Source organism: Embleya sp. L77 (assembly GCF_055557415.1).
This window is the reverse complement of the sequence record NZ_CM145709.1, coordinates 4,643,529-4,666,968: the sequence shown is the minus strand read 5'-3', so window position 1 is coordinate 4,666,968 and position 23,440 is coordinate 4,643,529. Positions and strand designations below refer to the sequence as shown.

20 protein-coding genes and 2 tRNA genes are annotated in these 23,440 nt (G+C 70.0%); 6 read left to right on the top strand and 16 right to left on the bottom strand.

What is annotated here, in order from left to right:
* Window positions 1-64 precede the first annotated feature (64 nt).
* The 5 genes from ACZOOI_RS20055 to ACZOOI_RS20035 form a co-directional block, all read right to left on the bottom strand.
* Entirely contained in the window at window positions 65-1,084 is a 1,020-nt protein-coding gene (locus ACZOOI_RS20055; RefSeq protein WP_078979486.1) for a rod shape-determining protein, read from the bottom strand.
* A gap of 430 nt (window positions 1,085-1,514) precedes the next feature.
* A complete protein-coding gene (ndk, locus tag ACZOOI_RS20050; RefSeq protein ID WP_020550731.1) occupies window positions 1,515-1,925 on the bottom strand; it encodes a nucleoside-diphosphate kinase in 411 nt (136 codons plus the stop codon).
* A gap of 119 nt (window positions 1,926-2,044) precedes the next feature.
* A complete protein-coding gene (locus ACZOOI_RS20045) occupies window positions 2,045-2,380 on the bottom strand; it encodes a DUF4233 domain-containing protein (RefSeq protein ID WP_465277143.1) in 336 nt (111 codons plus the stop codon).
* A 2-nt stretch (window positions 2,381-2,382) separates the two neighbouring features.
* Complete coding sequence (folC, locus tag ACZOOI_RS20040; protein ID WP_465277142.1) at window positions 2,383-3,825, bottom strand: bifunctional tetrahydrofolate synthase/dihydrofolate synthase; 1,443 nt, start codon at window positions 3,823-3,825, stop codon at window positions 2,383-2,385.
* A gap of 106 nt (window positions 3,826-3,931) precedes the next feature.
* Window positions 3,932-6,565, bottom strand: a complete 2,634-nt coding sequence (locus ACZOOI_RS20035) for a valine--tRNA ligase (protein ID WP_391582903.1) — start codon at window positions 6,563-6,565, stop codon at window positions 3,932-3,934.
* A 418-nt stretch (window positions 6,566-6,983) separates the two neighbouring features.
* On the opposite strand from ACZOOI_RS20035, the gene ACZOOI_RS20030 reads away from it, so the two are divergent.
* The gene (locus ACZOOI_RS20030; RefSeq protein ID WP_465277141.1) at window positions 6,984-7,658 is read left to right on the top strand and encodes a hypothetical protein; all 675 of its coding nucleotides are present in this window, start codon (window positions 6,984-6,986) and stop codon (window positions 7,656-7,658) included.
* A gap of 400 nt (window positions 7,659-8,058) precedes the next feature.
* Window positions 8,059-8,715, top strand: coding sequence for a hypothetical protein (locus tag ACZOOI_RS20025; RefSeq protein ID WP_465277140.1), 657 nt, complete (start codon window positions 8,059-8,061; stop codon window positions 8,713-8,715).
* Between the two features lie 165 nt (window positions 8,716-8,880).
* Here ACZOOI_RS20025 and clpX read toward each other — a convergent pair whose 3' ends face one another.
* The 8 genes from clpX to ACZOOI_RS19985 form a co-directional block, all read right to left on the bottom strand.
* The gene (gene clpX, locus ACZOOI_RS20020) at window positions 8,881-10,161 is read right to left on the bottom strand and encodes an ATP-dependent Clp protease ATP-binding subunit ClpX (protein ID WP_360304477.1); all 1,281 of its coding nucleotides are present in this window, start codon (window positions 10,159-10,161) and stop codon (window positions 8,881-8,883) included.
* A 152-nt stretch (window positions 10,162-10,313) separates the two neighbouring features.
* A complete protein-coding gene (locus tag ACZOOI_RS20015; RefSeq protein WP_391582906.1) occupies window positions 10,314-10,976 on the bottom strand; it encodes an ATP-dependent Clp protease proteolytic subunit in 663 nt (220 codons plus the stop codon).
* 115 nt (window positions 10,977-11,091) lie between these two features.
* The gene (locus ACZOOI_RS20010; protein ID WP_371863129.1) at window positions 11,092-11,733 is read right to left on the bottom strand and encodes an ATP-dependent Clp protease proteolytic subunit; all 642 of its coding nucleotides are present in this window, start codon (window positions 11,731-11,733) and stop codon (window positions 11,092-11,094) included.
* Between the two features lie 267 nt (window positions 11,734-12,000).
* Window positions 12,001-12,462: a hypothetical protein gene (locus tag ACZOOI_RS20005; protein ID WP_465277139.1), complete on the bottom strand. Its 462-nt coding sequence runs from the start codon at window positions 12,460-12,462 to the stop codon at window positions 12,001-12,003.
* A gap of 128 nt (window positions 12,463-12,590) precedes the next feature.
* On the bottom strand, window positions 12,591-13,868 hold the full coding sequence (locus ACZOOI_RS20000; protein WP_465277138.1) for a hypothetical protein: 1,278 nt from the start codon (window positions 13,866-13,868) through the stop codon (window positions 12,591-12,593).
* The gene (locus ACZOOI_RS19995) at window positions 13,865-14,254 is read right to left on the bottom strand and encodes a hypothetical protein (protein WP_465277137.1); all 390 of its coding nucleotides are present in this window, start codon (window positions 14,252-14,254) and stop codon (window positions 13,865-13,867) included. Before ACZOOI_RS19995 ends, ACZOOI_RS20000 begins: the two co-directional genes overlap by 4 nt.
* 275 nt (window positions 14,255-14,529) lie before the next feature.
* On the bottom strand, window positions 14,530-15,954 hold the full coding sequence (gene tig, locus ACZOOI_RS19990; RefSeq protein ID WP_465277136.1) for a trigger factor: 1,425 nt from the start codon (window positions 15,952-15,954) through the stop codon (window positions 14,530-14,532).
* Window positions 15,955-16,070: 116 nt separating this feature from the next.
* Window positions 16,071-16,146, bottom strand: a tRNA-Pro gene (locus ACZOOI_RS19985).
* A 96-nt stretch (window positions 16,147-16,242) separates the two neighbouring features.
* On the opposite strand from ACZOOI_RS19985, the gene ACZOOI_RS19980 reads away from it, so the two are divergent.
* Window positions 16,243-16,316 (top strand) — tRNA-Gly (locus ACZOOI_RS19980).
* Here ACZOOI_RS19980 and ACZOOI_RS19975 read toward each other — a convergent pair.
* Complete coding sequence (locus tag ACZOOI_RS19975) at window positions 16,268-16,930, bottom strand: tyrosine-type recombinase/integrase (RefSeq protein WP_465281242.1); 663 nt, start codon at window positions 16,928-16,930, stop codon at window positions 16,268-16,270. The genes ACZOOI_RS19980 and ACZOOI_RS19975 overlap by 49 nt on opposite strands.
* Before the next feature lie 642 nt (window positions 16,931-17,572).
* Here ACZOOI_RS19975 and ACZOOI_RS19970 point away from each other — a divergent pair.
* Window positions 17,573-17,899: a hypothetical protein gene (locus ACZOOI_RS19970; protein WP_465277135.1), complete on the top strand. Its 327-nt coding sequence runs from the start codon at window positions 17,573-17,575 to the stop codon at window positions 17,897-17,899.
* Between the two features lie 568 nt (window positions 17,900-18,467).
* Here the strand turns inward: ACZOOI_RS19970 and ACZOOI_RS19965 are convergent.
* Both ACZOOI_RS19965 and ACZOOI_RS19960 read right to left on the bottom strand, forming a co-directional pair.
* Window positions 18,468-19,373, bottom strand: a complete 906-nt coding sequence (locus ACZOOI_RS19965) for a TIGR03619 family F420-dependent LLM class oxidoreductase (protein WP_465277134.1) — start codon at window positions 19,371-19,373, stop codon at window positions 18,468-18,470.
* 251 nt (window positions 19,374-19,624) lie between these two features.
* Window positions 19,625-20,461 (bottom strand): EamA family transporter, encoded by an 837-nt coding sequence (locus ACZOOI_RS19960; RefSeq protein ID WP_465277133.1) that lies wholly within the window; start codon window positions 20,459-20,461, stop codon window positions 19,625-19,627.
* Between the two features lie 302 nt (window positions 20,462-20,763).
* Here ACZOOI_RS19960 and ACZOOI_RS19955 point away from each other — a divergent pair, with 302 nt between their 5' ends.
* Together ACZOOI_RS19955 and ACZOOI_RS19950 are read left to right on the top strand one after the other, a co-directional pair.
* Window positions 20,764-21,654, top strand: a complete 891-nt coding sequence (locus tag ACZOOI_RS19955) for an ADP-ribosylglycohydrolase family protein (protein WP_465277132.1) — start codon at window positions 20,764-20,766, stop codon at window positions 21,652-21,654.
* A gap of 623 nt (window positions 21,655-22,277) precedes the next feature.
* Entirely contained in the window at window positions 22,278-23,183 is a 906-nt protein-coding gene (locus tag ACZOOI_RS19950; RefSeq protein WP_465277131.1) for a hypothetical protein, read from the top strand.
* The last annotated feature ends 257 nt before the right edge of the window (window positions 23,184-23,440 follow it).

The window sequence follows — 23,440 nt, the reverse complement described above, 5'->3', positions numbered from 1 at the left end:
TGTGTGGCCGTGCCGGGCCGAACGCGGTGGGCGGCGGTGCGATCGACCGCCCCCGCGTCCTCGGTCAGCGGCGCGGTTGGGCATCCAATACCTGCTGGAGCTTCTCGTACTCCTCGACGCACTTGCCCGCGCCCAGAGCCACCGAGTCCAGCGGGTTGTCGGCGATGTGGATCGGCATGCCGGTCTCGGTGCGCAGCCGCTCGTCGAGGCCGCGCAGCAGGGCGCCGCCGCCGGTGAGCACGATGCCGCGATCCATCACGTCGCCGGCGAGTTCGGGCGGACACTGGTCCAGCGTGCTCTTGACCGCGTCCACAACGGTGTTGACCGGTTCCTCGATCGCCTTGCGGACCTCCGAGGTGGAGATCACGATCGTCTTGGGCAGGCCGCTGACCAGGTCGCGACCCCGAATCTCGCTGTGCTCGTCCTCGCCGAGGTCGAAGGCCGAGCCGATCGACATCTTGATTTCCTCGGCGCTGCGCTCGCCCAGGAGCAGCGAGTACTCCTTCTTGACGTAGGCGATGATCGCGTTGTCCAACTCGTCGCCGGCCACCCGGATCGACTGGGCCGTGACGATGCCGCCGAGCGAGATCACCGCGACCTCGGTGGTGCCGCCGCCGATGTCGACGACCATGTTGCCGGTCGCCTCGTGCACCGGCAGACCGGCGCCGATCGCGGCGGCCATCGGTTCCTCGATGATGTGCACGCTGCGCGCACCGGCCTGGCTGGACGCCTCGACCACGGCGCGGCGCTCGACGCCGGTGATGCCCGAGGGCACGCAGATCACCACGCGCGGACGGGCCAGGTACCGGCGGCGGTGCACCTTGAGGATGAAGTAGCGCAACATGCGCTCGGTGATCTCGAAGTCGGCGATCACGCCGTCCTTGAGCGGCCGGATCGCCACGATGTTGCCGGGCGTGCGGCCGATCATCTTCTTCGCCTCGGCGCCGACCGCCAGGATGCCCCCGGTGGTGGTGTTCTTGGCGACCACCGACGGCTCGTTCAGGACGATGCCGCGGCCTCTGACGTACACCAGCGTGTTGGCCGTACCGAGGTCGACCGCCATGTCACGACCGATGAACGACAAGTTGTTCGCCATATAAAGAACCTAGGGCCTTCCCGAGCTCGTAGCCATGAGGACATGAGCCGGCCGAGGGACGTCGTACCGAGAACGCCGAATCGACCGACCACAATCGTAGGCACGGTGTACCGGCGGCAGAACCCGCGACGTACCGGGGCACGGCTGCACCCTCCATCCACCATGACGTGATCACGGTGCGAGGGGTTGCGTGCCACGCGCGGCAAGTGGAGGGATTTCCCTCTAACAGCGCACGATCGGGGCCCGATGGAGCACCCCGGCGGGTCGCGCGGAGGTCCGCACGGCGTGGTCGCGAAAAAAATCGATCCCCCGCGCAGTCCGCGCGCGTCGCGCGGCCTTGGGCATCGTCGCGGCGTGATCGTCGCGGCGGGGATCGCGAACCGATTCGGCGCGGCGCACCGGGCGCCGCGACGAATCGTCAGGCGTGTTCGGGGAAGAAGTTCTTGATCTCGCGCTCGGCGGATTCCGGCGAGTCGGAGCCGTGCACGATGTTCTCCCGGGTGATCGTGGCGAAGTCGCCGCGAATGGTGCCCGGCAGAGCCTTGATCGGGTCGGTGACGCCGGCGAGCACGCGGAAGGACTCGATCACCCGCTCGCCCTCGACGATCAGCGCCACGGAGGGGGCCGAGGTCATGAACTCCACGAGCGGGGCGTAGAACGGCTTGCCCTCGTGCTCGGCGTAGTGCCGCTCGATCGTCTCGCGATCCATCACGCGCAGATCGAGCGCCGCCAGGGTGAAGCCCTTGCGCTCGATGCGGCCGATGACCTCGCCGACGAGACCACGCCGGACTCCGTCCGGCTTGACCAGGACGAGCGTGCGCTCGGACACGTTTGGCTCCTTGCTTCCTCGAAGAGGGGGTACGGGGACGAACCTTGCGACCCGACGAACGGTCAACGCCCAGAGCCTATCCGGGGTAACGCATCAACCTTTCGGCCGTATGTCGCGACTCAGTCCGCGAGAGCCGCGCGGGCCGCCTTGGCGGCGTCGATGACCCGCCCGACCCGGACGCAGCCATACCAGATCACGGCGAACACCACGCCGATCAGGAACATCATCGGGACCACGAAACCGGTCAGGAACAGGCCGAGTTGCAGCACCCAGCCCGCGGTGACCGCCCACGGCCGGCCGAGCTTGGCGCACAGCCAGATGCAGACGAGGGCGGACGGTCCGGCGACCGCCCACAACACGCCGGTGGAGATGTCGGTGAGCTGCATCGCCACCAACGCGGCGAGACAGATCACCAGGGCCTGGCCGATCAGATGGGTCGAACACAGCGCGCGCATGCTCAGGCGTCCCTTCCGTTGCGGTTGCCTCCGCCGCTTCCGCCGGCCGGGCCGGCCCCCGGGCCCGCGCCCGGTTCACCGCCCTTGAGGAGCACCCGGGCCTCGCCCACGGTGACCACGGAGCCGGTGATCAGCACACCCGCACCGCCGAGGTCGCCCTCCTCCTCGGCGAGCGTGACGGCGGCCTCGATGGCGTCCGGCAGGCTCGGCTGCACCTCGACCCGGTCCGCGCCGAACACCTCGACCGCGAGCGCGGCGAGTTCGTCGACCGGCATCGCCCGCGGCTGCGAATTCTGCGTCACCACGACCTCGGCGAGCACCGGTTCGAGCGCCTCCAGGACACCTCGGACGTCCTTGTCGCCCATCACACCGACCACACCGACCAGATGCCGGAAGTCGAACGAGTCGGTCATCGCCTGCGCGACGGCCAGGGCACCGGCCGGATTGTGTGCGGCGTCGATCAGCACGGTGGGGCTGCGTCGCACGATCTCGAGCCGACCGGGCGAGGTGACCGACGCGAACGCCTCCCGGACCAGGTCGGCGTTCAGCGCGCCGCCGCTGGTGAGCCCGGGCCGGTCGGCCACGCCGACGCCCAGGAACGCCTCCACCGCGGCCAGCGCGACCGCGGCATTGTGCGCCTGGTGGCTGCCGTGCAGCGGCAGGAAGACGTCCTCGTACTCCCCCGCCAGGCCGCGCAGGGTGAGCAACTGCCCGCCGACCGCCAGGTCGCGCCGGACCACGCCGAACTCCATGCCCTCGCGGGCCACCGTCGCGTCCACCTCGACCGCGCGCCGGATCAGCGCCTCGGCCGCGTCCACCGGCTGGTGTGCCAGCACGACCAGGCTGTCCCGCTTGATGATCCCGGCCTTCTCCACCGCGATCTCGCCGGGCGTGTTCCCCAGCCGGGCGGCGTGGTCCACCGCGATCGGGGTGACCACGGCGACGGTGCCGTCGACCACGTTGGTCGCGTCCCACGTGCCGCCCATGCCGACCTCGACCACCGCGACGTCCACCGGCGCGTCGGCGAAGGCCGCGTACGCCATCGCGGTGATCACCTCGAAGAAGGACAGCCGGTACTGCTGCGCGGCGTCCACGATGCCGATGTAGGGCTCGATGTCGCGGTAGGTCTCGACGAACCGCTCGGCGCTGATCGGCTCGCCGTCCAGGCTGATCCGCTCCGTCATCGACTCCACGTGCGGGCTGGTGAAGCGGCCGGTGCGCAGTTGGAAGGCGCGCAGCAGCGCCTCGATCATCCGGGCCGTGCTGGTCTTGCCGTTGGTGCCGGTGATGTGGATGACCGGGTACGCCCGCTGGGGTTCGCCGAGCACGTCCATCAGCGCGACCACGCGGTCGGTGGACGGGTCGAGCTTCGTCTCGGGCCAGCGCCCGATCAGCTCGGCCTCGACGGCGCGCTGCGCGGCCAGTGCCTCGGCGGGGTCTGTCACAGGTGTCACCGGTTCTGATCGAGTTCTGCGGGAGCTGGTGGGGTGCTGGTGGGGTGGCCGGCCGCGCGGCCCGGGTGGGTGTGCCCGGGCCGTGCGGCCGGTCGGGTCAGCCGGTGGGCAGCCGGTCCAGCTGACCCTTGATGCGTTCGATGTCGGCCTCGGCGCCGGCCAGCTTGTCCCGGACCTTGTCCACCACGTCGGGGGCGGCCTTGGCCAGGAAGCCCGCGTTGCCGAGCTTCTTCGTGTTCACGTCGCGGACCTTCTCCGCTTCGGCCAGGTCCTTGGACAGGCGCTTGCGCTCGGCGGCGAAGTCGATCGCGCCGGAGAGGTCCAGCTCGATCACGGCGCCCGCGACCGGGAAGGACGTGGTCGCCGAGAAGCCCTCGCCGGCCGGCGTGCAGCGGGCCAGCTGACGCAGCGCCGCCTCGTGCGCGGCGATCGCGGTGCCCGCGAGCGAGATGTTGGCCGGCACCCGCTGACCAGGCTTGAGGCCCTGGTCCGAGCGGAACCGGCGGACCTCGGTGACCACCTGCTGGAGCGTGGTGATCTCGGCCTCGGCGGCCGGGTCGGCGAACCCGCTCGGGGTCGGCCACTGGGCCACGACGAGCGACTCGCCGCCGGTGAGCGTGGTCCACAACTCCTCGGTCACGAACGGCACGATCGGGTGCAGCAGCCGTAGCGTCACGTCCAGGACGTGGCCGAGCACCCGCCGGGTGGCCTGCGCGGCGGCCTCGTCGTCGCCGTTCAGCGGCAGCTTGGCCAGCTCGACGTACCAGTCGAAGACCTCGTCCCAGGCGAAGTGGAACAGCGTGTCGGAGAGCTTCGCGAACTGGTAGTCCTCGTAGTACGCGTCCACCTCGGCTACGACCGCGTCCAGCCGGGACAGGATCCAGCGGTCGGTCGCCGAGAGCTGCTCGGCGGCCGGCATCGGGCCCTCGACGGTGGCGCCGTTCATCAGCGCGAACCGGGTGGCGTTCCAGATCTTGTTGCAGAAGTTGCGCGAGCCCTGGACCCAGTCCTCGCCGATCGGCACGTCGGTGCCCGGGTTGGCGCCGCGGGCCAGGGTGAAGCGCAGCGCGTCGGTGCCGTACGCGTCCATCCAGTCGATCGGGTCGACCACGTTGCCGAACGACTTGGACATCTTCTTGCCGAACTGGTCGCGAACCAGGCCGGTGAGCGTGATGGTGTGGAACGGCGCCTGCCCGTCCATCGCGTACAACCCGAACATCATCATCCGGGCGACCCAGAAGAAGATGATGTCGTGCCCGGTCAGCAGCACGTCGGTCGGATAGAACTTGGCCAGGTCGGCGGTCTGCTCGGGCCAGCCCAGCGTGGAGAACGGCCACAGCGCGGAGGAGAACCACGTGTCGAGCACGTCGGTGTCCTGCGTCCAGCCCTCGCCGGTGGGCGCCTCGTCGTTCGGGCCCACGCAGACCGTCTCGCCGTTCGGGCCGTACCAGACCGGGATTCGGTGGCCCCACCACAACTGCCGCGAGATGCACCAGTCGTGCATGTTGTCGACCCAGCCGAAGTAGCGCCCGGCCAGCTCCTGCGGGTGGATGGCCACCCGACCGTCGCGCACCGCGTCGCCGGCGGCCTTGGCCAGCGGCTCGACCCTGACCCACCACTGCATGGACAGCCGCGGCTCGACCGTGGTCTTGCAGCGCGAGCAGTGCCCGACCGCGTGCGTGTACGGGCGCTTCTCGGCGACGATCCGACCCTGCTCGCGCAGGGCGGCCACGATCGCGAAACGCGCCTCGTAGCGGTCCAGGCCCTCGAACGGGCCGTGCACCGTGATGATCGCCCGCTCATTCATGACCGTGGGCATCGGCAGGTTGTGCCGGCGGCCGATCTCGAAGTCGTTCGGGTCGTGCGCCGGGGTCACCTTGACCGCGCCGGTGCCGAACTCGGGGTCCACGTGCTCGTCCGCCACGATCGGGATCCGCCGCCCGGTGAGCGGCAGTTCGATCTCGGTGCCGACCAGGTGCGCGTACCGCTCGTCGCTCGGGTGCACCGCGACGGCGGTGTCGCCGAGCATGGTCTCGGCGCGCGTGGTGGCCACCACGATCGCGTCGTCGCCGTCGCCGTAGCGGATCGAGACGAGTTCGCCGTCGTCGTCCTGGTGCTCGACCTCGATGTCGGAGATCGCGGTCAGACAGCGCGGACACCAGTTGATGATCCGCTCGGCGCGGTAGATCAACTCGTCGTCGTAGAGCCGCTTGAAGATGGTCTGCACGGCCTGGGACAGGCCCTCGTCCATGGTGAAGCGCTCACGCGACCAGTCCACGCCGTCGCCGAGGCGACGCATCTGGCCGAGGATCTTCCCGCCGTACTCTTCCTTCCACTGCCAGACCCGGTCCACGAACGCCTCGCGGCCCAGGTCGTGCCGCGACTTGCCCTCCTTGGCCAGTTCGCGCTCGACCACGTTCTGGGTGGCGATGCCGGCGTGGTCCATGCCGGGCAGCCACAGCGCCTCGAAGCCCTGCATGCGCTTGCGGCGGGTCAGCGCGTCCATCAGCGTGTGCTGGAACGCGTGGCCCAGGTGCAGTTGTCCGGTGACGTTCGGCGGCGGGATGACGATCGTGTACGGCGGCTTGTCGCTCTTGGCGTCGGCCTCGAACCAACCCGCGGCTACCCAGCGCTCGTACAGCTTCCCCTCTACCTCGGCGGGGGTGTACTGGGAGGGAAGGGCCTGCGGCTGCTCGGCGGCAGCGGCTGCGGGAGTGGTGTTCTCGGTCACCGCCCCAGTCTACGGAAGGCGCACGGGCACCTTCGACGCGCCGGGGGCGAGGCGGGAACAGGGCGGTGGGCGGCGCGGGCGGCGGCACTCGGGCGACGCCGCCGGACCGGCCGGTTGTCGCCGGTCGGGGTCCCGCCGGTGGTGTTCCGCCTTTGTCACCGGTGGCGTCCCGCCCTTGTCACCGTGGTGTCACCGCGACGCCGGCGGGGGCCGGGGACCGCTAGTTTGCGCCGTGGGCCGGTATCCGGGTTTCGACGATGGGGGCATCGGTCGGAACGCCGGAGCGGGGCCCGTTTCCGTGAATTCGTGAATCCGGGGGGATCTCGTGCGCACTCGCACTCACACTCGCACTCGTGTCGGCTCTCGCACTCGTGCCGGCTCTCGTACTCGCACACTGTTTGTCGCCGTCACCGTCTCGGTGCTCGGGACGGCTGTGCTGACGGGTTGTCAGGCCAAGGACGGCAAGGACGACAAGGCCGACAGAAGCGGCCCGGCGGTCGCCGCGACGACCCCACCGGTCGACCCCGCGACGACCGCGTCCGTGACGCGGCCGGCGGACGTGCCGACCGGCAAGGCCAAGCCGACCTCGTCGACGGACGTGCCGTCGGGGCGGCCCTCGGCCTCGGCCGGCCCGCGCAAGCTCCGGCCGTCCGCCCGGGCCGGCGACCTGGCCCGGCTGTCCGACGGCGGGCCCACCGACGTCCCGGTCGACCCGGGCGAGGTGCGCTACCCGGCCAACAACGTGCTGGTCGCGGCATACGGCGCGACCAGCGCCGGCCCGCGCTCGGTGCTGTTCGTCGGGGTGGACGGGATGACCGGGATCGACGGCAAGCGGATGGAGCACATGGTCCGCGGCATGGTCGAGTACGTGAACGGCAGCGGCGGCAGTGTCCCGGACGGGGTGACGATGAAGGGCTACGATCCCGGCCCGCTGGGCGGCACGCTGGAGTGCATGCCGGCCTCGGTCGCACAGCCGGCGGCGATCTGCGGGTGGGCGGACCGGGACACGACGGCCGTGGCGTATTTCGATCAGTTGTCGGCGGAGCGGGCCGCGGCGAAGTTCAAGGCGATGCGCGCGGATCTGGAGCGGTAGCGACCTCGGGGCGGGGGTGTGGCGGGGGCGTCCCGACTCGGGCCGGGGCAGGGCGGCCGGGTCGGGGCCGGCCGGGCTGGCCGGCGCTCGCGTGGGCGCGAGGGTGCGGGTGCAGGACGGCGATGGGGGCAGCCGTGGGGGCGCGCGCCGGTATCGGCCGGGGGTCGGCACCCGCGACGGCCGTGGGGCGGCGGTTTGCGACGGCCGGGGAGCGGCCGGGGAGCGGCTGTTGCGAGGGCCGGGGTTCGGCAGCGGTATCGGCCGTAGGGGCAGTGGTGGTGACGGCCGTGGGGCGGCGGTGGTTCGGCGTCGAACGCCGGTTCGCGCGTCGCCTCGCGGCCGTACCGTCGTTGTACCGGGTACCGAATGACGTTCGGCCGAACCGCGGGTGGTGGGGGCGATGGGCGACGGATACGGCGGGTGGCAGGGGCCCGGGACCGGCGGGGCGGGGTATCCGACCGGGCCGCCGGGGGCCGCGCCGCCTGCGGAGAGCCGCTCACGGGACCGGATCGCGATCCTGGTCGGCGTACTGGGCAGCGTGGCCGTGGTGGTCGCCGCCGTGGTGGTCGTGGTGCTGCTGCTCGACTCCGGCGACGACGACGCCCCGGAGCCGCGTGCACTGCCCACCGCGCCGGCGAGCACCCGCAGTGCCGGACCGCTCGTCATGCCGGCCACGATCGGGGCCCGCGGCCCGGTCGCCCGGACCGCACTGCCGTCGACGGTCGCCGATCTGAACGCGACGATGGGGCGTACCTTCGCGGACGTCCGCACCGAGGTCTTCGGCGGCGGGCAGACCAGCGAGACGGTGCTGCTGACCCTGGCCGTCCGGCGCGACCGGGCGCCCGCCGAGTACGTCCGGGACTTCGTGCCGGCCGTCCCGGTGACCGAGGACCCGGCCGTCCCCGGCCCGCCGGGGGTGCTCCGCTGCTGGAGCAACCCCACCACGGCGATGTGTCTGTGGGGCGACGACCACGACCTCGTCTACGTCAGCGACGGAGCCGGCGTCGCACACGCCCGACTGGTGATCGCGAACGTGTACGCGGGCAGCGCCCGCTAGGGCCGCCTGTGCGGCGGCGGCGAGTGATCACGGAGTGATCGCGAACGGATGAGCGGGCCGTGCCCGCCGGTCGGGCGCGGGATGCGAACGTGCAGGCGAGGGATGCGAAGGTGCACGCGAGCCGTGTCGCCGGCCGGAATCCGGCCGGCGCCTCGCCCGCTCGACTCAGGCGCTCTTGTCGCGCCGCTCGCGCTTGACCACGTCGCGCGGCACGAGCGTGGGGTTGACGTGCTTGAGGACCACCTGGTCGGTGACCACGACGCGGGCCACGTCCTTGCGGGACGGGACCTCGTACATCACCGACTGGAGCACCTCTTCGAGGATCGCCCGCAGGCCGCGCGCACCGGTGCCGCGCATGATCGCCTGGTCGGCGATCGCCTCCAGCGCCTCCATCTCGAAGTCAAGTTCGACGCCGTCGAGTTCGAACAGCCGGCGGTACTGCTTCACCAGCGCGTTCTTGGGCTCGGTCAAGATCTGGATGAGCGCCTCGCGGTCCAGGTTGTGCACCGAGGTGAGCACCGGGAGCCGGCCGATGAACTCGGGGATCATGCCGAACTTGAGCAGATCCTCGGGCATCACGTCGGCGAACGAGTCGGCGCTCTCCACATCGCGCTTGGAGCGGATCTGCGCGCCGAAGCCGATGCCCTTGCGGCCGACCCGGCCCTCGATGATCTTCTCCAGACCGGCGAACGCCCCGCCCACGATGAACAGCACGTTCGTCGTGTCGATCTGGATGAACTCCTGGTGCGGGTGCTTGCGCCCGCCCTGCGGCGGCACACTCGCGGTGGTGCCCTCGATGATCTTCAGCAGCGCCTGCTGGACGCCCTCACCGGACACATCGCGGGTGATCGACGGGTTCTCGCTCTTGCGGGCGATCTTGTCGACCTCGTCGATGTAGATGATCCCGGTCTCGGCCTTCTTGACGTCGTAGTCGGCCGCCTGGATCAGCTTCAGCAGGATGTTCTCGACGTCCTCGCCGACGTAGCCCGCCTCGGTGAGCGCGGTCGCGTCGGCGATGGCGAACGGCACGTTCAGCATCCGGGCCAGGGTCTGCGCCAGCAGCGTCTTGCCGCAGCCGGTCGGCCCGAGCAGCAGGATGTTCGACTTGGCCAGTTCGACGCCGTCGTCGCGGGACGCCTTGGCCGACTCACCGGCCTGGACCCGCTTGTAGTGGTTGTACACCGCCACCGAGAGCGCCTTCTTGGCGACTTCCTGCCCGACCACGTAGCCGTCGAGGAACTCGTAGATCTCCCGTGGCTTGGGGAGCTCCTCGAACTTCAACTCGGAGGACTCGGAGAGCTCCTCCTCGATGATCTCGTTGCACAGGTCGATGCACTCGTCACAGATGTAGACACCCGGACCGGCAATGAGCTTCTTCACCTGCTTCTGGCTCTTTCCGCAGAACGAGCACTTGAGCAGGTCGCCACCGTCACCGATGCGTGCCACGAGGTGCATCTCCTTCGCCTGGGCCCCGGATGTCCCGGACCTGGTGCCTGGTCTTTCGACGGTACCCCGCCGGAATCTCCGATCCCCCGGTTTTGACCATCAACCGGTCACCGTTGTCCGGTCGGCGGCAAGCCGCCGACCGGGCGGGGACACTAGCCGATGACCTTCCGAGGTGCGGTGATCTCGTCGATGAGGCCGTACGCAAGCGCCTCTTCGGCCGTCAGAATCTTGTCGCGCTCGATGTCGTCGCGAACCTGCTCGATCGGCCTCGTGCTGTGCTGCGCGAGCATGGTTTCCAGCATGGTGCGCATGCGCTGGATCTCACGAGCCTGGATCTCCAGGTCGCTGACTTGCGCGCGCCCGGTTTCACTGTACGGCTGGTGGATGAGGATGCGGGAGTTCGGCAGCGCCATTCGCTTGCCCGGAGTTCCCGCGGCGAGCAGAACGGCGGCGGCGGAGGCCGCCTGGCCCATGCACACCGTCTGGATGTCGGGGCGCACGAACTGCATCGTGTCGTAGATGGCGGTGAGCGCCGTGAAGGAACCGCCGGGCGAGTTGATGTAGATCGAGATGTCCCGATCGGGGTCCATCGACTCCAGCGTCAGGAGCTGCGCCATCACGTCGTTCGCGGACGCGTCGTCGACCTGGACGCCCAGGAAGATGATGCGCTCTTCGAACAGCTTGGTGTACGGGTCCTGCTCGCGGAACCCCTGCGAGGTGCGCTCGATGAAGCGCGGCAGGACGTAACGGCTCTCGGCGCTGCGCGAGGCAAGCGGTGCCAGGCCCTCGGGCCGGTGGAACAGATTGTCATTCATGGAAATCTCAGCCCTCCGGGACTGCGGACTCGACTCAGTGGCTGGGCGACTGAAAGCTGGATCGGCCTTCCCCGGCTGTTCTTCGGCCGGGATCAGCTGTGTGCAGCCGCCGGTGTCAGCTGGTGCTGCCGGTGTTGGGAACCTCGGCCGCACTGCGAACCACGTGGTCCACCAAGCCGTATTCCTTGGCCTCCTCGGCGGAGAACCAGCGGTCGCGGTCCGAGTCGTGCTCGATCTTCTCGGGGGTCTGCCCGGAATGGTGCGCGATCAGGCGAGTCATCTTGCGCTTGGTGCGCAGGAGCTGCTCGGCCTGGATCTTGATGTCCGAAGCCGAACCGCCGAGACCGGCGGACGGCTGGTGCATCAGGATCTCGGAGTTGGCGAGCGCGATGCGCTTGCCGGGGGCTCCGGCGGTCAACAGGAACTGGCCCATGGAGGCGGCCAGGCCCATCGCGACGGTCGCGACATCGTTGCTGATCCACTGCATCGTGTCGTAGATCGCCATGCCGGCGGTGATGGAGCCGCCCGGCGAGTTGACGTAGAGCCAGATGTCCTTTTCCGGGTCCTCTGCGTTCAGCAACAGGAGCTGGGCGGAGATCGCGTTGGCGATCTGGTCCTCGACCACCGAGCCGAGGAAGATGATCCGCTCGCGCAGCAACCGGTTGTAGACCTGGTCGTCGAGCCCCATCCCACCCGGCTGAGATGCACGCGAAGTGGGCACCGCGAGCCCCGGAGTCACGATCTGCGGATTCGTCACGTATCCACCTGCTCGTTTCCGACGGCAATCCCGAGCCGTCACGAAGTCGACCTTGGGAGGCACCTGCGTTCTTGGCGGGTGACCCCCTTCGTACAGCGACCCTAACGCGCGGATCGTCGCAGGCCATCCCAGACTCAGGACTGTTCGCCCAGAGCGCAGCAAGGCGGTATCCGGGCGGTATCGGGGTAGTCGCGCGGATCGTACGGCGGGTGGGCGGTCGGGGTGGGGTCGGTGGAGGTCCGGCTCGGATCGGTGGAGCGGCTCGGGTCAGCGCCCGACGCGGCGAAAGGGGTAGACGACTCCCGCGTCGGGATCGCCCATGAGGAAGTACAGCTCCGGAGCCGCCCGGGTGCCGCGGATGTACATGGTCCAGGTACCCGGGTCGGGAGCGGGGGTGGGCGGGCCCGCGGAGTCGCCGGCCGAGGTCGGCCCGGCCGACTCGTGCACCGGCCGCAACACGACGGAGGCCGCCACGCCGCCGGACCCGGGGGCCGACGACCACGTGCCGCTGCCGGCGAGGAACAATTCCGCCCTATACCCGGCCTCGGTGGGCCGGTATGCGCGCGAATGCAGAAGGGCTACGAACCGCCCGTCCCCGGACAATGTGACGGACCCGCCCGCCGGGCTCTCCCAGGTGCCGGAAAGGTCCTCAGCCGAGACGGACGGCGAGGCCGGCATGTCGGCACCGTCCCCCGCGTTCGACAGCACCCAGAACACGGCCGCAATCACGACCCCGACCAGCAACCCCACCGACAACACGCACCCGAGGGATCCGATGGCCGACAGCGATCGCAAACCTTGCCGAGCCCGCCCGGCCGCATCCCCCCGATCCGCGTCGGCTTCCCCGTCCGACGGCGTCATCGAGGCGGCCCCGAGGCACCGGGAGTGCCCATGGGGAGACGTTCGGTCCAGGTCATGTCGATGTTCACATCCTGCTGTCCATTCGGGAACACCTTTTGGGCCGCGCCGAAGACCTTCGACATCACACCGCTCGACTTCTGGTTCTCATAGCCGTCGGCGGACGGGTCGCGGGTGGCGGATTCCTGCGTCATGGGGTTCTTCAGATGGAACTGCACGATCGCCTGGCCCGTCTGTGGGTCGAACCCGGTGACAGTCGCGTTCAGCTGGTAGGACCCGAGGGCGACCTTGGACATGTCGCCGCTGTCGTCATGGAAGATCAGCTTGTTGAGCAGGGTCGCGCCGTCCGACAGCGCGAGTTCCTGAAGGGAGGTGTTGTTGTGCAGGTCGTCGGCGAATGCCTTGGTGCTGTACCCCAGATCGGTGATCTCCTGTCCGACCACCGGTGTGGTCCCGGCAAGCCGGCCGCGCACCTGGTCCATCCACGCCTGCCGCTTGACCTCTTCGGTGAACTTGTCCCCTTCACCGAATCTGAACTCCGTCGGGGCGGCGCCGGTCAACCACAACAACATCACGTCCATCGCGTCCGGATCCGCGACACGATTCTGGTCGAGCATGTTGTACATCCCGCTCCGGTAAAGCGCGCTCGCCCGCTCCCCGAGGCGCTCGTCCCGGGCCGGATCGGCGCTGAGAACCCCGGGGGAAAGCTTGAAGTCCTTGGCTGCCCGAATGCTCGACGCGGCGTCCTTGGCGCTGCCGTCGTGCATGCGCTTCAGTTCCTTGGCCCGCCGGATCACGTCGTCGAGTTGGCTCTGCGCACCGTCCACCAGGAACTTCGCGGCGGTATAGCGCTGCCAGGCCGCCTCGCTCGCCGAGTCCCCGAACGGAAAGGCGGCAGGCTTGTGCCGCAGATCGGGGTGCGCCTTCGCGGCTGCGACCCGCTGCCTCGCCGCGACCGCCTCGGCTTCGAGCGATTGCCGAGTCTGTTGGTATCCGGCCAGTGCCGCCGACCATCCGGACAGCGCCATCTGGGTCCTGAGCAGGGCTTCCTTGAGGTAAACCACATCCGGCACGATCTTGCGCACCCGGTCCTGGAACTCGGCCCCGGCCCGGCCCATCCACTTCACCGGGACCGGCACCGTGCGTTCGAGTTCGCCCTGTGCGCGAGCTAGCTGCGTCGACGAGTCGCGCACCTGGTTCAGAAGGCCGTCGACCTGGGACACGATGCCGGGCGCCGGGTCGAAGCCGAGGCCGGGAAAGTCGCCACCCGAAGTCACCAGCCCATCCCCTCGGCTATCCGGGTCTGGCGGGGAGTCGTCCCCTCCGACGTGGCCGGGGGCGCCGAGGAGGCCGGACCGGCCGGCCCCGGGGCGGACAGCGCCGTCATGTTCTCGACGATCGTGTGCTCGGTACTCCCGTAATTGGCCTGAGCCGCGTCGACGCCCTTGCCGAGTTCCTGAACGTGCCGGCGGAAGTCCCCGGCCTTCTTCTTCCAGTGGTCCTGAAAGCCGTCACACGCCGTATCGAGGTCCTTGTGCCCCATCCGGACGGGGCCGGTCTCCTCGAGGGCGTGCAACGCCCGCTCCGTACTCTCCGCGCAGCCGTTGAAGACGGCCACCATCCCGCGCAGCCAGGCGAGGTCGACTCCGAAATCAGCGCCCATGCGAACCCCCATACGCCACGGACAGATCCGGCCTCGGCCGGGATTCTCGGGCGCCACAGTACCGAAGGGCTTGGGCCGATCGAGTGACGGGGTCATCACGATCCGTACGATCCGTACCCGCTGCGGAACGCACTCGCCCGTCGGAACGCGTGCCGGGCCCCTCGGAACGCACGCGGGCCCGACCACCGGCTGACGGTGATCGGGCCCGGGTGACGGGTCCTGCGCGGATCCCGCGCGCCGCGACGTACGCGGCGGTCGCGGGTCGCCCGGGTGGATCAGGCCTCGGCCTTCTCCTCCTTGGCCTCGTCCGACGCCGCGGCGACCTCTTCGGTCTCGGCGTGGTCGTGGCCCTCGTGGTTGTCCGCGTCGTCCGCGTGCAGGTCGACACCGAGGCTGACCTCGTTGCCGGACGCGTCCTTGGCCTTGGCGCTCTTGGCGATGACCTCGAGGGCCTTGCCGCGAGCAACCTCGCCGACCAGGACCGGCACGTAGCCGGACTGCATGACCTGCTGCGCGAACTGGTCCGGGCTCATGCCGGACTGCTGCGCGCGCTGGATGAGGTGCTGGGTCAGCTCTTCCTGGTTGACGGAGAGCTGCTCCTTCTTCACGACCTCGTCGAGCACGAACTGGGCACGCATGCCCTTGCGGACGCTCTCCTGGAGCTCGCTCTCGTACTCCTCGGCGGTCTGGCCCTGGATCTCCAGCCACTTGGCCAGGTCCATGCCCATCATGCCGAGCTGCTGCTCCAGCTGACCGCGACGCTGCTCGATCTCCTCGGTGACGATGCTCTCCGGGAGCGGCACCTCGATCTGCTCGAGCAGGGCTTCCAGAACCTTGTCCCGACCCTCGTTCTGCTGGTCGTGCAGCTTCTGGTGGTCGAGCTTCTCGCGCAGGTCCGCCTTCAGCTCGTCCAGCGTGTCGAACTCGCTCGCCAGCTGCGCGAAGTCGTCGTCGAGCTCGGGGAGCTCCTTGGCCTTGACGGTGGTCACCTCGACCGTGACCTCGGCCGTCTGCCCGGCGGCGCTGCCACCCTGGAGCTCGGTCTCGAAGGTCTTGGTCTCGCCGGCCGACGCACCGATGACGGCGGCGTCGAGGCCGTCCAGCATCGTGTCGCCGCCGATCTGGTACGACATCGCCTTGGCGACGCCGTCCTCCAGCACCTCGCCGTCGACCTTGGCCTCGATGTCGATGACGACGGTGTCGCCCTCGGCCGCGGCCCGCTCGACGGTGTTCAGCGCACCGAAGCGGTCACGCAGCTCTTCGATCTTCTCGGCGACGTCCTCGTCGGTGACGGTGATGTCATCGACCTCGACCTCGATGCCGGAGTAGTCCGGCAGCTCGATCTCGGGACGGGTGTCGACCTCTGCGGTGAACTTCAGATCGGCGCCGCCGGCCAGCTCGGTCACGTCGGTGACCTCGGTGACCTCGGGCTGGCCCAGGACGCGCAGCTCGTTCTCCTCGACGGCCTTGCCGTACGAGGAGGAGAGGATGTCATCGAACGCCTCGACGAAGACGGCCTCGCGGCCGAAGCGCTGGTCGATGATGCGCGCAGGGATCTTGCCCTTACGGAAGCCCGGGACCGTCACCTGCTTGCCGATCTTCTTGTACGCCGCGTCGAGGCTGGGCTTCAGCTCCTCGGAGGGAACCTCGACGGTGAGCCGAACCCGGGTCGGGTTCAGCGTCTCGACGGCGCTCTTCACGGTAAGGGTCTCCTTGCTGCGGGCTGTTCTTCCGGGCCTGTGCATCTTGCCTGACGGCACACTGAAGGTTCAGAACCGGTGGTACCGATCCATCCTGCAGCGAATTCATGATGTGGTGGTCGGGGCGGGGAGACTCGAACTCCCGATCTCCTGCTCCCAAAGCAGGCGCGCTAGCCACTACGCTACGCCCCGTGGCGCCCGATGAAGTCTAGAGGACGACACGCTAGAGTCTGCACTGGCCGCGCACCAATCCGCTAACCTAGGCGCCACGTGCACGCCACACCAGCTGCGGGTGTAGCTCAATGGTAGAGCCCTAGCCTTCCAAGCTAGTGGTGCGAGTTCGATCCTCGTCACCCGCTCCAAAGGTAAAGGCCCAGGTCAGAGGTTGTTTCTCTGAACTGGGCCTTTGTCGTGCCCGGGGTCTTCCGAAGGGTCCGCACCAGATGCGCACCGGAAGGTCCCGGTGGCCTAGCCCCGGTCGATGCGCTCCGAGGCCGGTTTCTTGGCTCGATTCTTTGCCGGCTTCCGAACCGGCTGGCACCACGATCGGCTTCCTGGCCGCCTGGATCCTGGCACTCACGGCCGCGGCGATCTCTTTGTCACGTTCTGCGGTCGCGTGCTGGTAGATGAGCGCCGCACGGGACGAGGAGTGCTCCATCCGCGCCATCAGCTCACGCAGGCTCGCGCCGGTAGAGGCGGTCAGATTGTTCCCTGTGTGCCGAAGGTCATGAAAATGGACATCTTTGGTCCCGGACTTGCGGAGGGCACGCTTCCGGATCCGGTTGAAGTTGTTCCGGCGGATCGGGCCGCCACGCGGACCGAGGAACAAGAGCGCGTTCGGCTCACTGCCGGTGAACTCGTCCAGGTGAAATTTGATCTCCGGGAGGATCGGTTCCGGGATGGCGATGCTGCGCCTGCTCGACTTGCTCTTGGGATCCTTCTCGTACAAGGCCCCTTTGTTGGTCCGGCCACTCATCCGCCGGACGTGCATCGCACTGCCGAACCGAGCCGTATCCGATTAAGCGGCACGCGTTCCGCGTTCCGACGCCGGCTGGGCTGGGGGCCGCGCCGGGCGTGCGGCCCCCGACCCAGCCGGGCGGTCTACGTCGGTGAGGCGGAGTTCGGCCCACATCGCGTGCCGGATGCGTGCCAGAACAGGGCGAGACGCAGCGGGCCTGACGGGTACTCAGGAGATGAGACAACGCGCAGGATCACATGGGCACTTGGCCAGGCCGAGAGCAAGATCGCAGGCAGCCAACCAGCTGGTGCGAGTTCGATCCTCCTCACCCGCTCCAAAGGTAAAGGCCCGGGTCAGAGGCCGGTTCTCTGATCTGGGCCTTTGTCGTGCCCGGACTGTGGGTGGGGTCCGGGGGGCTTTGGTTCTGTTGGCGGGCGGGGTGGGGGTTTCGTTTGGGCTGGCGGGGGTGGGTCGGGGGCGGGGTGTGGGGCGGCTGTGCGGGGCGGTGTCTGTGATGTCGGGAATCTCATGTTGTGGTTTGGGGGTGGCTCGTCGGGGCTGGGGGTGCGGTGGAATTCGGGGCGAGGTGGCTGGGGGTCTGGGAGAATCCAAGATCTCCAGTGGCGAGCTGGGGGTCTCGCACGGATTCGGGATTTCGACGTGAACGATGGTCATCCGCTCCTCTCGGAGGTCCTACCGGAGTTCCATGCGGAGTTGGCCGCGGTTCTCCGCGTGGCGGGGGAGTACGCACTGGCGGATGGTCTCGGGTTGGTGCGGTTTCACGACTGGTGCGATTGCGGTGACGATCGATGCCAGAGCTTTCGGACGGCGCTCGAGCCCGAGGGGGCGTACGGGGCTGGTCATCGGTTGGTGAGTCTGGCTGCGGAGGATGGGACGGCGATCCACGTGGATGTGGTGGATGGGTTCGTCGTCTTTGTTGAGATCCATGATCGTCCGAAGCTGCGGATTCGGTTTCGGGCCGGTTGAACCGATCGAGCAGTCGGGCGAGTGTTCGGAGGGCGTCGGGTAGACCGGGCAGACCAGGCAGGCCGGGCGCATCGCGGCCGGCGGGCGGGCGGGCTTCGGTCGCGGTTGGCTGCGTCCCTCGTCGGGCTGCGCTGCATTTCGGGGGTGGTGCGGTTTGGGTCCCCGCCGGCGTCCAGGTTCCCGGGTCCGAGTCCGGGGCCGGGGCCCGCGATGGGCCTCTTCCCGGTTGGTTCCGGCCGGACCGTGAACGTTGGTTGCGGCCGGGCTGTGAACAGCGCCTCGGCCGCGTGCATCTGCGGCACCTCCACCATCGGTCCCCGGCCCGGCGCTGGGGCGGTGGTCCCCCACCGGTCCTGGTCTGTCGGGTCCGGATCAGGTCAGGTCACGTCGGGCCGGGCCTGGCCTGGCCATACCAAGTCGGTCGCGTCGGCGCGGGTCGGGTCGGGCCTGGCCTGGCCTGGCCATACCAAGTCGGTCGCGCCGGCGCGGGTCGGGTCGGGTCGGGTCGGGTCGGGTCGGGTCGGGTCGGGTCGGCCTGGTCGAGTCGGGCGCGTCGGGGCAGGTCCGGTCAGGTTTGGTGGGGGGTGAGGAGGGGGGCGGCGGCTTCCAGGGTTGTGCGGTCTGACTCGGGGGGCTGTAGGCGGGTGGAATCGCGGTAGCGGGGGTCGAGGAGGACGTGGTCGATGCCCAGGGCGGCGAGGGTGGACAGGTCGGTCTCGATTTGGGCGAGGGTGCCTTCGCAGGGGAGGCGGTCGGCGTCCGGGAGGGGCGTGGTGGTCACTTGGAGCGGGGTGCGTAGGGCGACCGTGGGGGTGGGGCGGGCGGCTTGTTCCGCGGCGGCGCGGAGGGCGGGGAGGCCCTGCTTTTCGAGCCACTCGGTGGTGACGCCGAGGGGGTGCCAGGTGTCGCCGTGGCGGACCGTGCGGCGGATCGCGGCGGGGCTGTTGCCGCCGATCCAGACGGGTGGGCGCGGGGACTGGAGCGGGCGCGGGGCCGTGTGCACGTCGTGGAAGGAGGTGTGTGCGCCCTCGAACGAGGCGACGTCCTCGGTCCACAGGGTGTGGAGGGCCGCGAGGTATTCGTCGGTGATCCGGCCGCGCTCGGCGAACGGGATCTTCAAGGCGGCGAACTCGTCTTCGGCCCAGCCGACGCCGACGCCCAGGACCAACCGGCCGGCGCTGTAGCGGTCCAGGTTGGCGGTCACGCGAGCGGTGAGCAGCGGGTCGCGGTAGGGCAGGATCAGTACGGTCGTGCCCAGTCGGATGCGCTCGGTACGACCGGCCAGCCAGGCGAGCGCGGTCAGCGGCTCGTAGAACGGTGCCGGGTACTGGGCTGCGACGTCCGGGGTGACCGCGATGTGGTCGGACAACATGGCCAGGTCCAGGCCGAGATCCTCGGCGTGTCGGACCGAGGCGAGCATCGCGTCGGGGCTCGCGGTCGGCCCGTAGTTGGGGATGTTCACGCCGAATCGCACGTGCGCCTCCGGGTGGTTGATTGCGTTGGTTGGGTCCGCTGGTCGGGTTGGTCGGTCGGCCGGTTAGTCGGTTGGTCGGCCGGCGGGTCGACGCCAACGATTCGACCGTATGGCCTGATACCCGGGTGGGGGCCGGAACGCGGAAGGTGTCCGGCAGGCATGTGCGCCACGAAAGCGATACGCACCGACCGGTCAACCATCCGGCGACCCACCCCCGCCGACCGGCCGACGACCGCGACCCCCGCCACCACCTACGGAATGTTGATCGCCGCAATGCCCCCCAGAACCAGCACCGTCGCGGCTATTCGGTATCGGCCGTATGTCTCGTGAAAGATCAGCGTCCCGATGATCGCGCCGATGACGACCGACGTTTCGCGCAGTGCGGCGATCGTGGCCAGGGTGCCTCGGGTCTGGGCCCAGATGACGAGGGTGTAGGCGGCGAGGGACATGGCGCCGCCGAGCAGGCCCCAGACGCGTTGTCGGTTGGGCTCGGCGGCGGGGTCGCGGCGGCGGTGCAGGAGCAGGATGGTCGGCGCCGATTGGAGGACGAACAGCCAGGCCGCGTAGGACATCGCCGAGCCCGAGGAGCGTGCGCCGACGCCGTCCAGGACGGTGTACACCGCGATCGCGCAGCCCGTGGCCAGTGCCGCGAGCACCGCGGCGGCCTCGGCGCGGCGCGGGATGCCGCCGGCCAGGGCGAGGACGAGCATGCCGGCCGAGATCACCACCACGCCGACGGTCTGCGTCACCGTCAGGTATTCGTGCAGCAGGGTCACCCCGATCAGGGCGGTGACCCACGGGGAGGTGCCGCGGGCGATCGGGTACACCTGGCCGAATTCGCCCAGCCGGTAGGTCTCCAGCAGGAGCAGGTTGTACGCCACGTGCAGGGCCGCCGAGCCGAGTAGCCACGGCCAGGCACCGGCGGCCGGAACGCCGACGAAGGGCAGCCAGGACAGGCCGATGGCCAGGCTCGCCGCCTGGATCATCACCATCGTCCCGAGCCGGTCCTCGAGCCCGTGCGCAAGCGCGTTCCAGGCCGCGTGCAACCCGGCCGCACCGAGTACGACGGCGGTGACCGCCGGCGTCACGCGCGCCGGTGGGGCAGGCGGATCGACCCGAAGGGCATCATCCCGGGAGCCGGCCCGCGCGCCGGGCCCGGGAGGCCGAGCGCGCGAACGGCCGCCCCGAGCACACGGGCGGCTGCCGCGAGCACACCGACGGCCGTCCCGAGCGCGCGGGCAGCCGCCCCGGGCCGCCGATCGGCCGCGAACGGCACGTGGTTGGCTACCGTCCGAGCCCCGTGTATGCGCAACTCGGCGGTGGCTTCCATGATCTGAGGGGACGTCATCCGCGATATCCAAGCATGGGTGGCGGAATAATGACCGCCCATATGACGCACACCTCTTCCGCCCTTGCCTCGCTGCGCGGCCTCGCCCTCGGCGACGCGCTCGGCGCCCAGTTCTTCGTCCCCGACAACCTCCCGCACCTGGCCGAACGGAGCCTGCCCAAGGGCAGTTGGCCATGGACCGACGACACCGAGATGGCGTGCGTCCTGCACGCCGAGTTGACGCTGCGCGGCACGGTCGACCAGGACGAGTTGATCAAGGCTTTCGCCCGCCGGCACGACTTCGATCGGGGCTACGGTCCGACCACCAATCGCATGTTGCGGCTGGTGCGGCAGGGTGGTGACTGGCGCGCCCTGGCCGCCGCACCGTTCGACGGGCAGGGGTCGTGGGGCAACGGAGCCGCGATGCGGGTCGCCCCGTTGGGTGCGTGGTTCGCCGACGACCTGGACACCGTGGTGGCGCAGGCCGCCTGGTCCGCCGAGGTGACGCACATGCATCCCGAGGGCATCGCCGGCGCCGTGGCGGTGGCCGTCGCGGCCGCGGGTGCGGTGACGCTGGACCGGCCGGGTGCAGGCGACTTCGTGAGCTTCGTCCGTGATCGCACACCCGCCGGTCTGGTGCGCGAACGGCTGGGCGCCGCACTGGATCTGGTGGGCCGTCAGGACTCGCGCGAGGTCGGCCGGCTGCTCGGCAGCGGCCGCGAGGTGAGCGCCCCCGACACCGTCCCGTTCGCGGTGTGGTCCGCGGCCCGGCACCTCGACGACTACGCGGCGGCGTTCTGGTCCACCGCGAGCGCGGGCGGCGACGTGGACACCACATGCGCGATCGTGGGTGGAATCGTGGGCATCCGCGCCGAGTTGCCCGCGGGGTGGGTGAAGTACCGCGAGCCGCTGCCGGCTTGGTGGCGCGAGACGGCTGTCCCGGATCCTGCTTGAAAGATTGGCGGAGTCGGCGGCGCTGCATCATCCTGGGCGCGCTCTCGCCGGCGGATGGCGGCGCGGGTGGGCAGGTCGTGGTCCGCGTCGGCTCCACGTCGATCGTCGTCAGGTCCGTGGAGTCCACCGGCACCACCCCCAAGTTGCCGGACCCGCGCTGGTGCCCGAGCAGGTCGAGAAGATCGTGACGGCGGCCAAGGGCGGACCCGATCCGGTGGGTCGGTCGGCGCCGGCGACCGACCCACCGCCACCCGCTCACCCGCGATCGAACCGGGCGACCTTCAAGGCTTTTTGACGGTGGGTCAGGCGCCACGCGGCCGACCACCGCGCCGGCATCGGACGGTTGGCAAAGCCGAGCGGCGTCCGCAATGATGAGGCCCCTCGCGTCGCCGACTCGACGACGCACCACCCGCGCCGGACCGGGCGCCATCGTCCCGGGGCATGACAGGATCCGCACTCCGCCGCCTCGAGGGGCTCACGGTCGGCTCGTGGGTGGAACGAGCGCGCGGCCGGCGGCCGCGGGTTCGTGTCCTGATGGCTCATCGGATCCCCGTCGCTCCGTCGCCCGCCCCGGCGGACGAACCCACGGCGGGCCGGGCCCGTTGCTTCGGAGGAAGCCGCCTATGCGCAAGATCGTGATCCGGGTGGGCACGGCGGTGATCGCCGGGAGCCTGCTCCTGGCGGCCACCGCGTGCGGTCGTGACGAGGAGGCGTTGGCGCGCGAGTACGCGAACGCGCAGACGGCCGCGCCGGAGGCGGGCACCGCGGGGGCCCCGGCACCGTCCGCGAGCGCGCCCGCAGGCTCCGCCCCACCGGCCGCCGCGCCGCCCGCCGCGGCCTCCTCCCCCGGCGAACCCCCGCCCGCGCAACCACCCACGGACGAGTCACCCGCCCCGTCCGGAAACGGGAACGGGAACGGGAACCCAGATGGCAACGGGAACGGGAACGAAAACGGCTCCGACCCGGCCACCAAATCCCGCCTCACCGCCGCCCTGTTGACCGCCGCGGAAATGCCGGCGGGCGCCTACGAGGTCGACTCGGACGGCACCGAGACCCGGGAGACCGCTCGGGAGGCCGGCTGCCAGCCGCTCATCGACCTGATGCGCCCCGGGCAGGCGGCCTCGGCGCCGGCCGCGTCCGCCCAGGCGTCGGTGACCCGGGGCGATCCGACGCCGACCGGCTTCACCATCATCGAGTTGTTCTCCTTCGCCGGCACCGGTGCGCAGGACCTGTTCGCCCGGGGCCGTGCGGCGCTGCCGAACTGTGCGTCGGTCACCTCCACCGACTCCGACGGTGCCACGAGCACCGACGCCTACGCCGCGATCCCGCACGCGTCCCTCGGCGACGAGTCGCTCGCGATCGGGATGACTCCGCAGGCGGGCGGCGCGCTGGGCCTGATCGTGGTCCGGGTCGGCCCGACGCTCGTGGTGGTCAGCAACGCTGATCTGTCCGCGACCAAGCCCGCCCTGCCCCCCGACGACGTCGTCGTCCGCCAGATCACCAAGCTCCTGGCGACCTCGCGCGCCTAGGCCCCGTCCGGCGGATCTTGGCGGATCAGGTCGCGTCGTCCGGTGCCGTGGCTCGGCATGCCGGAGAAACAGCCGCATAGTGGTTCCATTCGGCTGTTTCTCCGGTGCGGCGAGGTGAGCGCAGCGAGGACCCCGAAGGGCGGAGGCCAGGCGGCGCGGCCCCACCAGGATCCGCCGGCCACGGCCCAGGCCCCGTCCGGAGGAGCGCGGTGCGGCCGCCATGATCCGCCGGACGCAACCCAGCCTCCCGCTCTCGG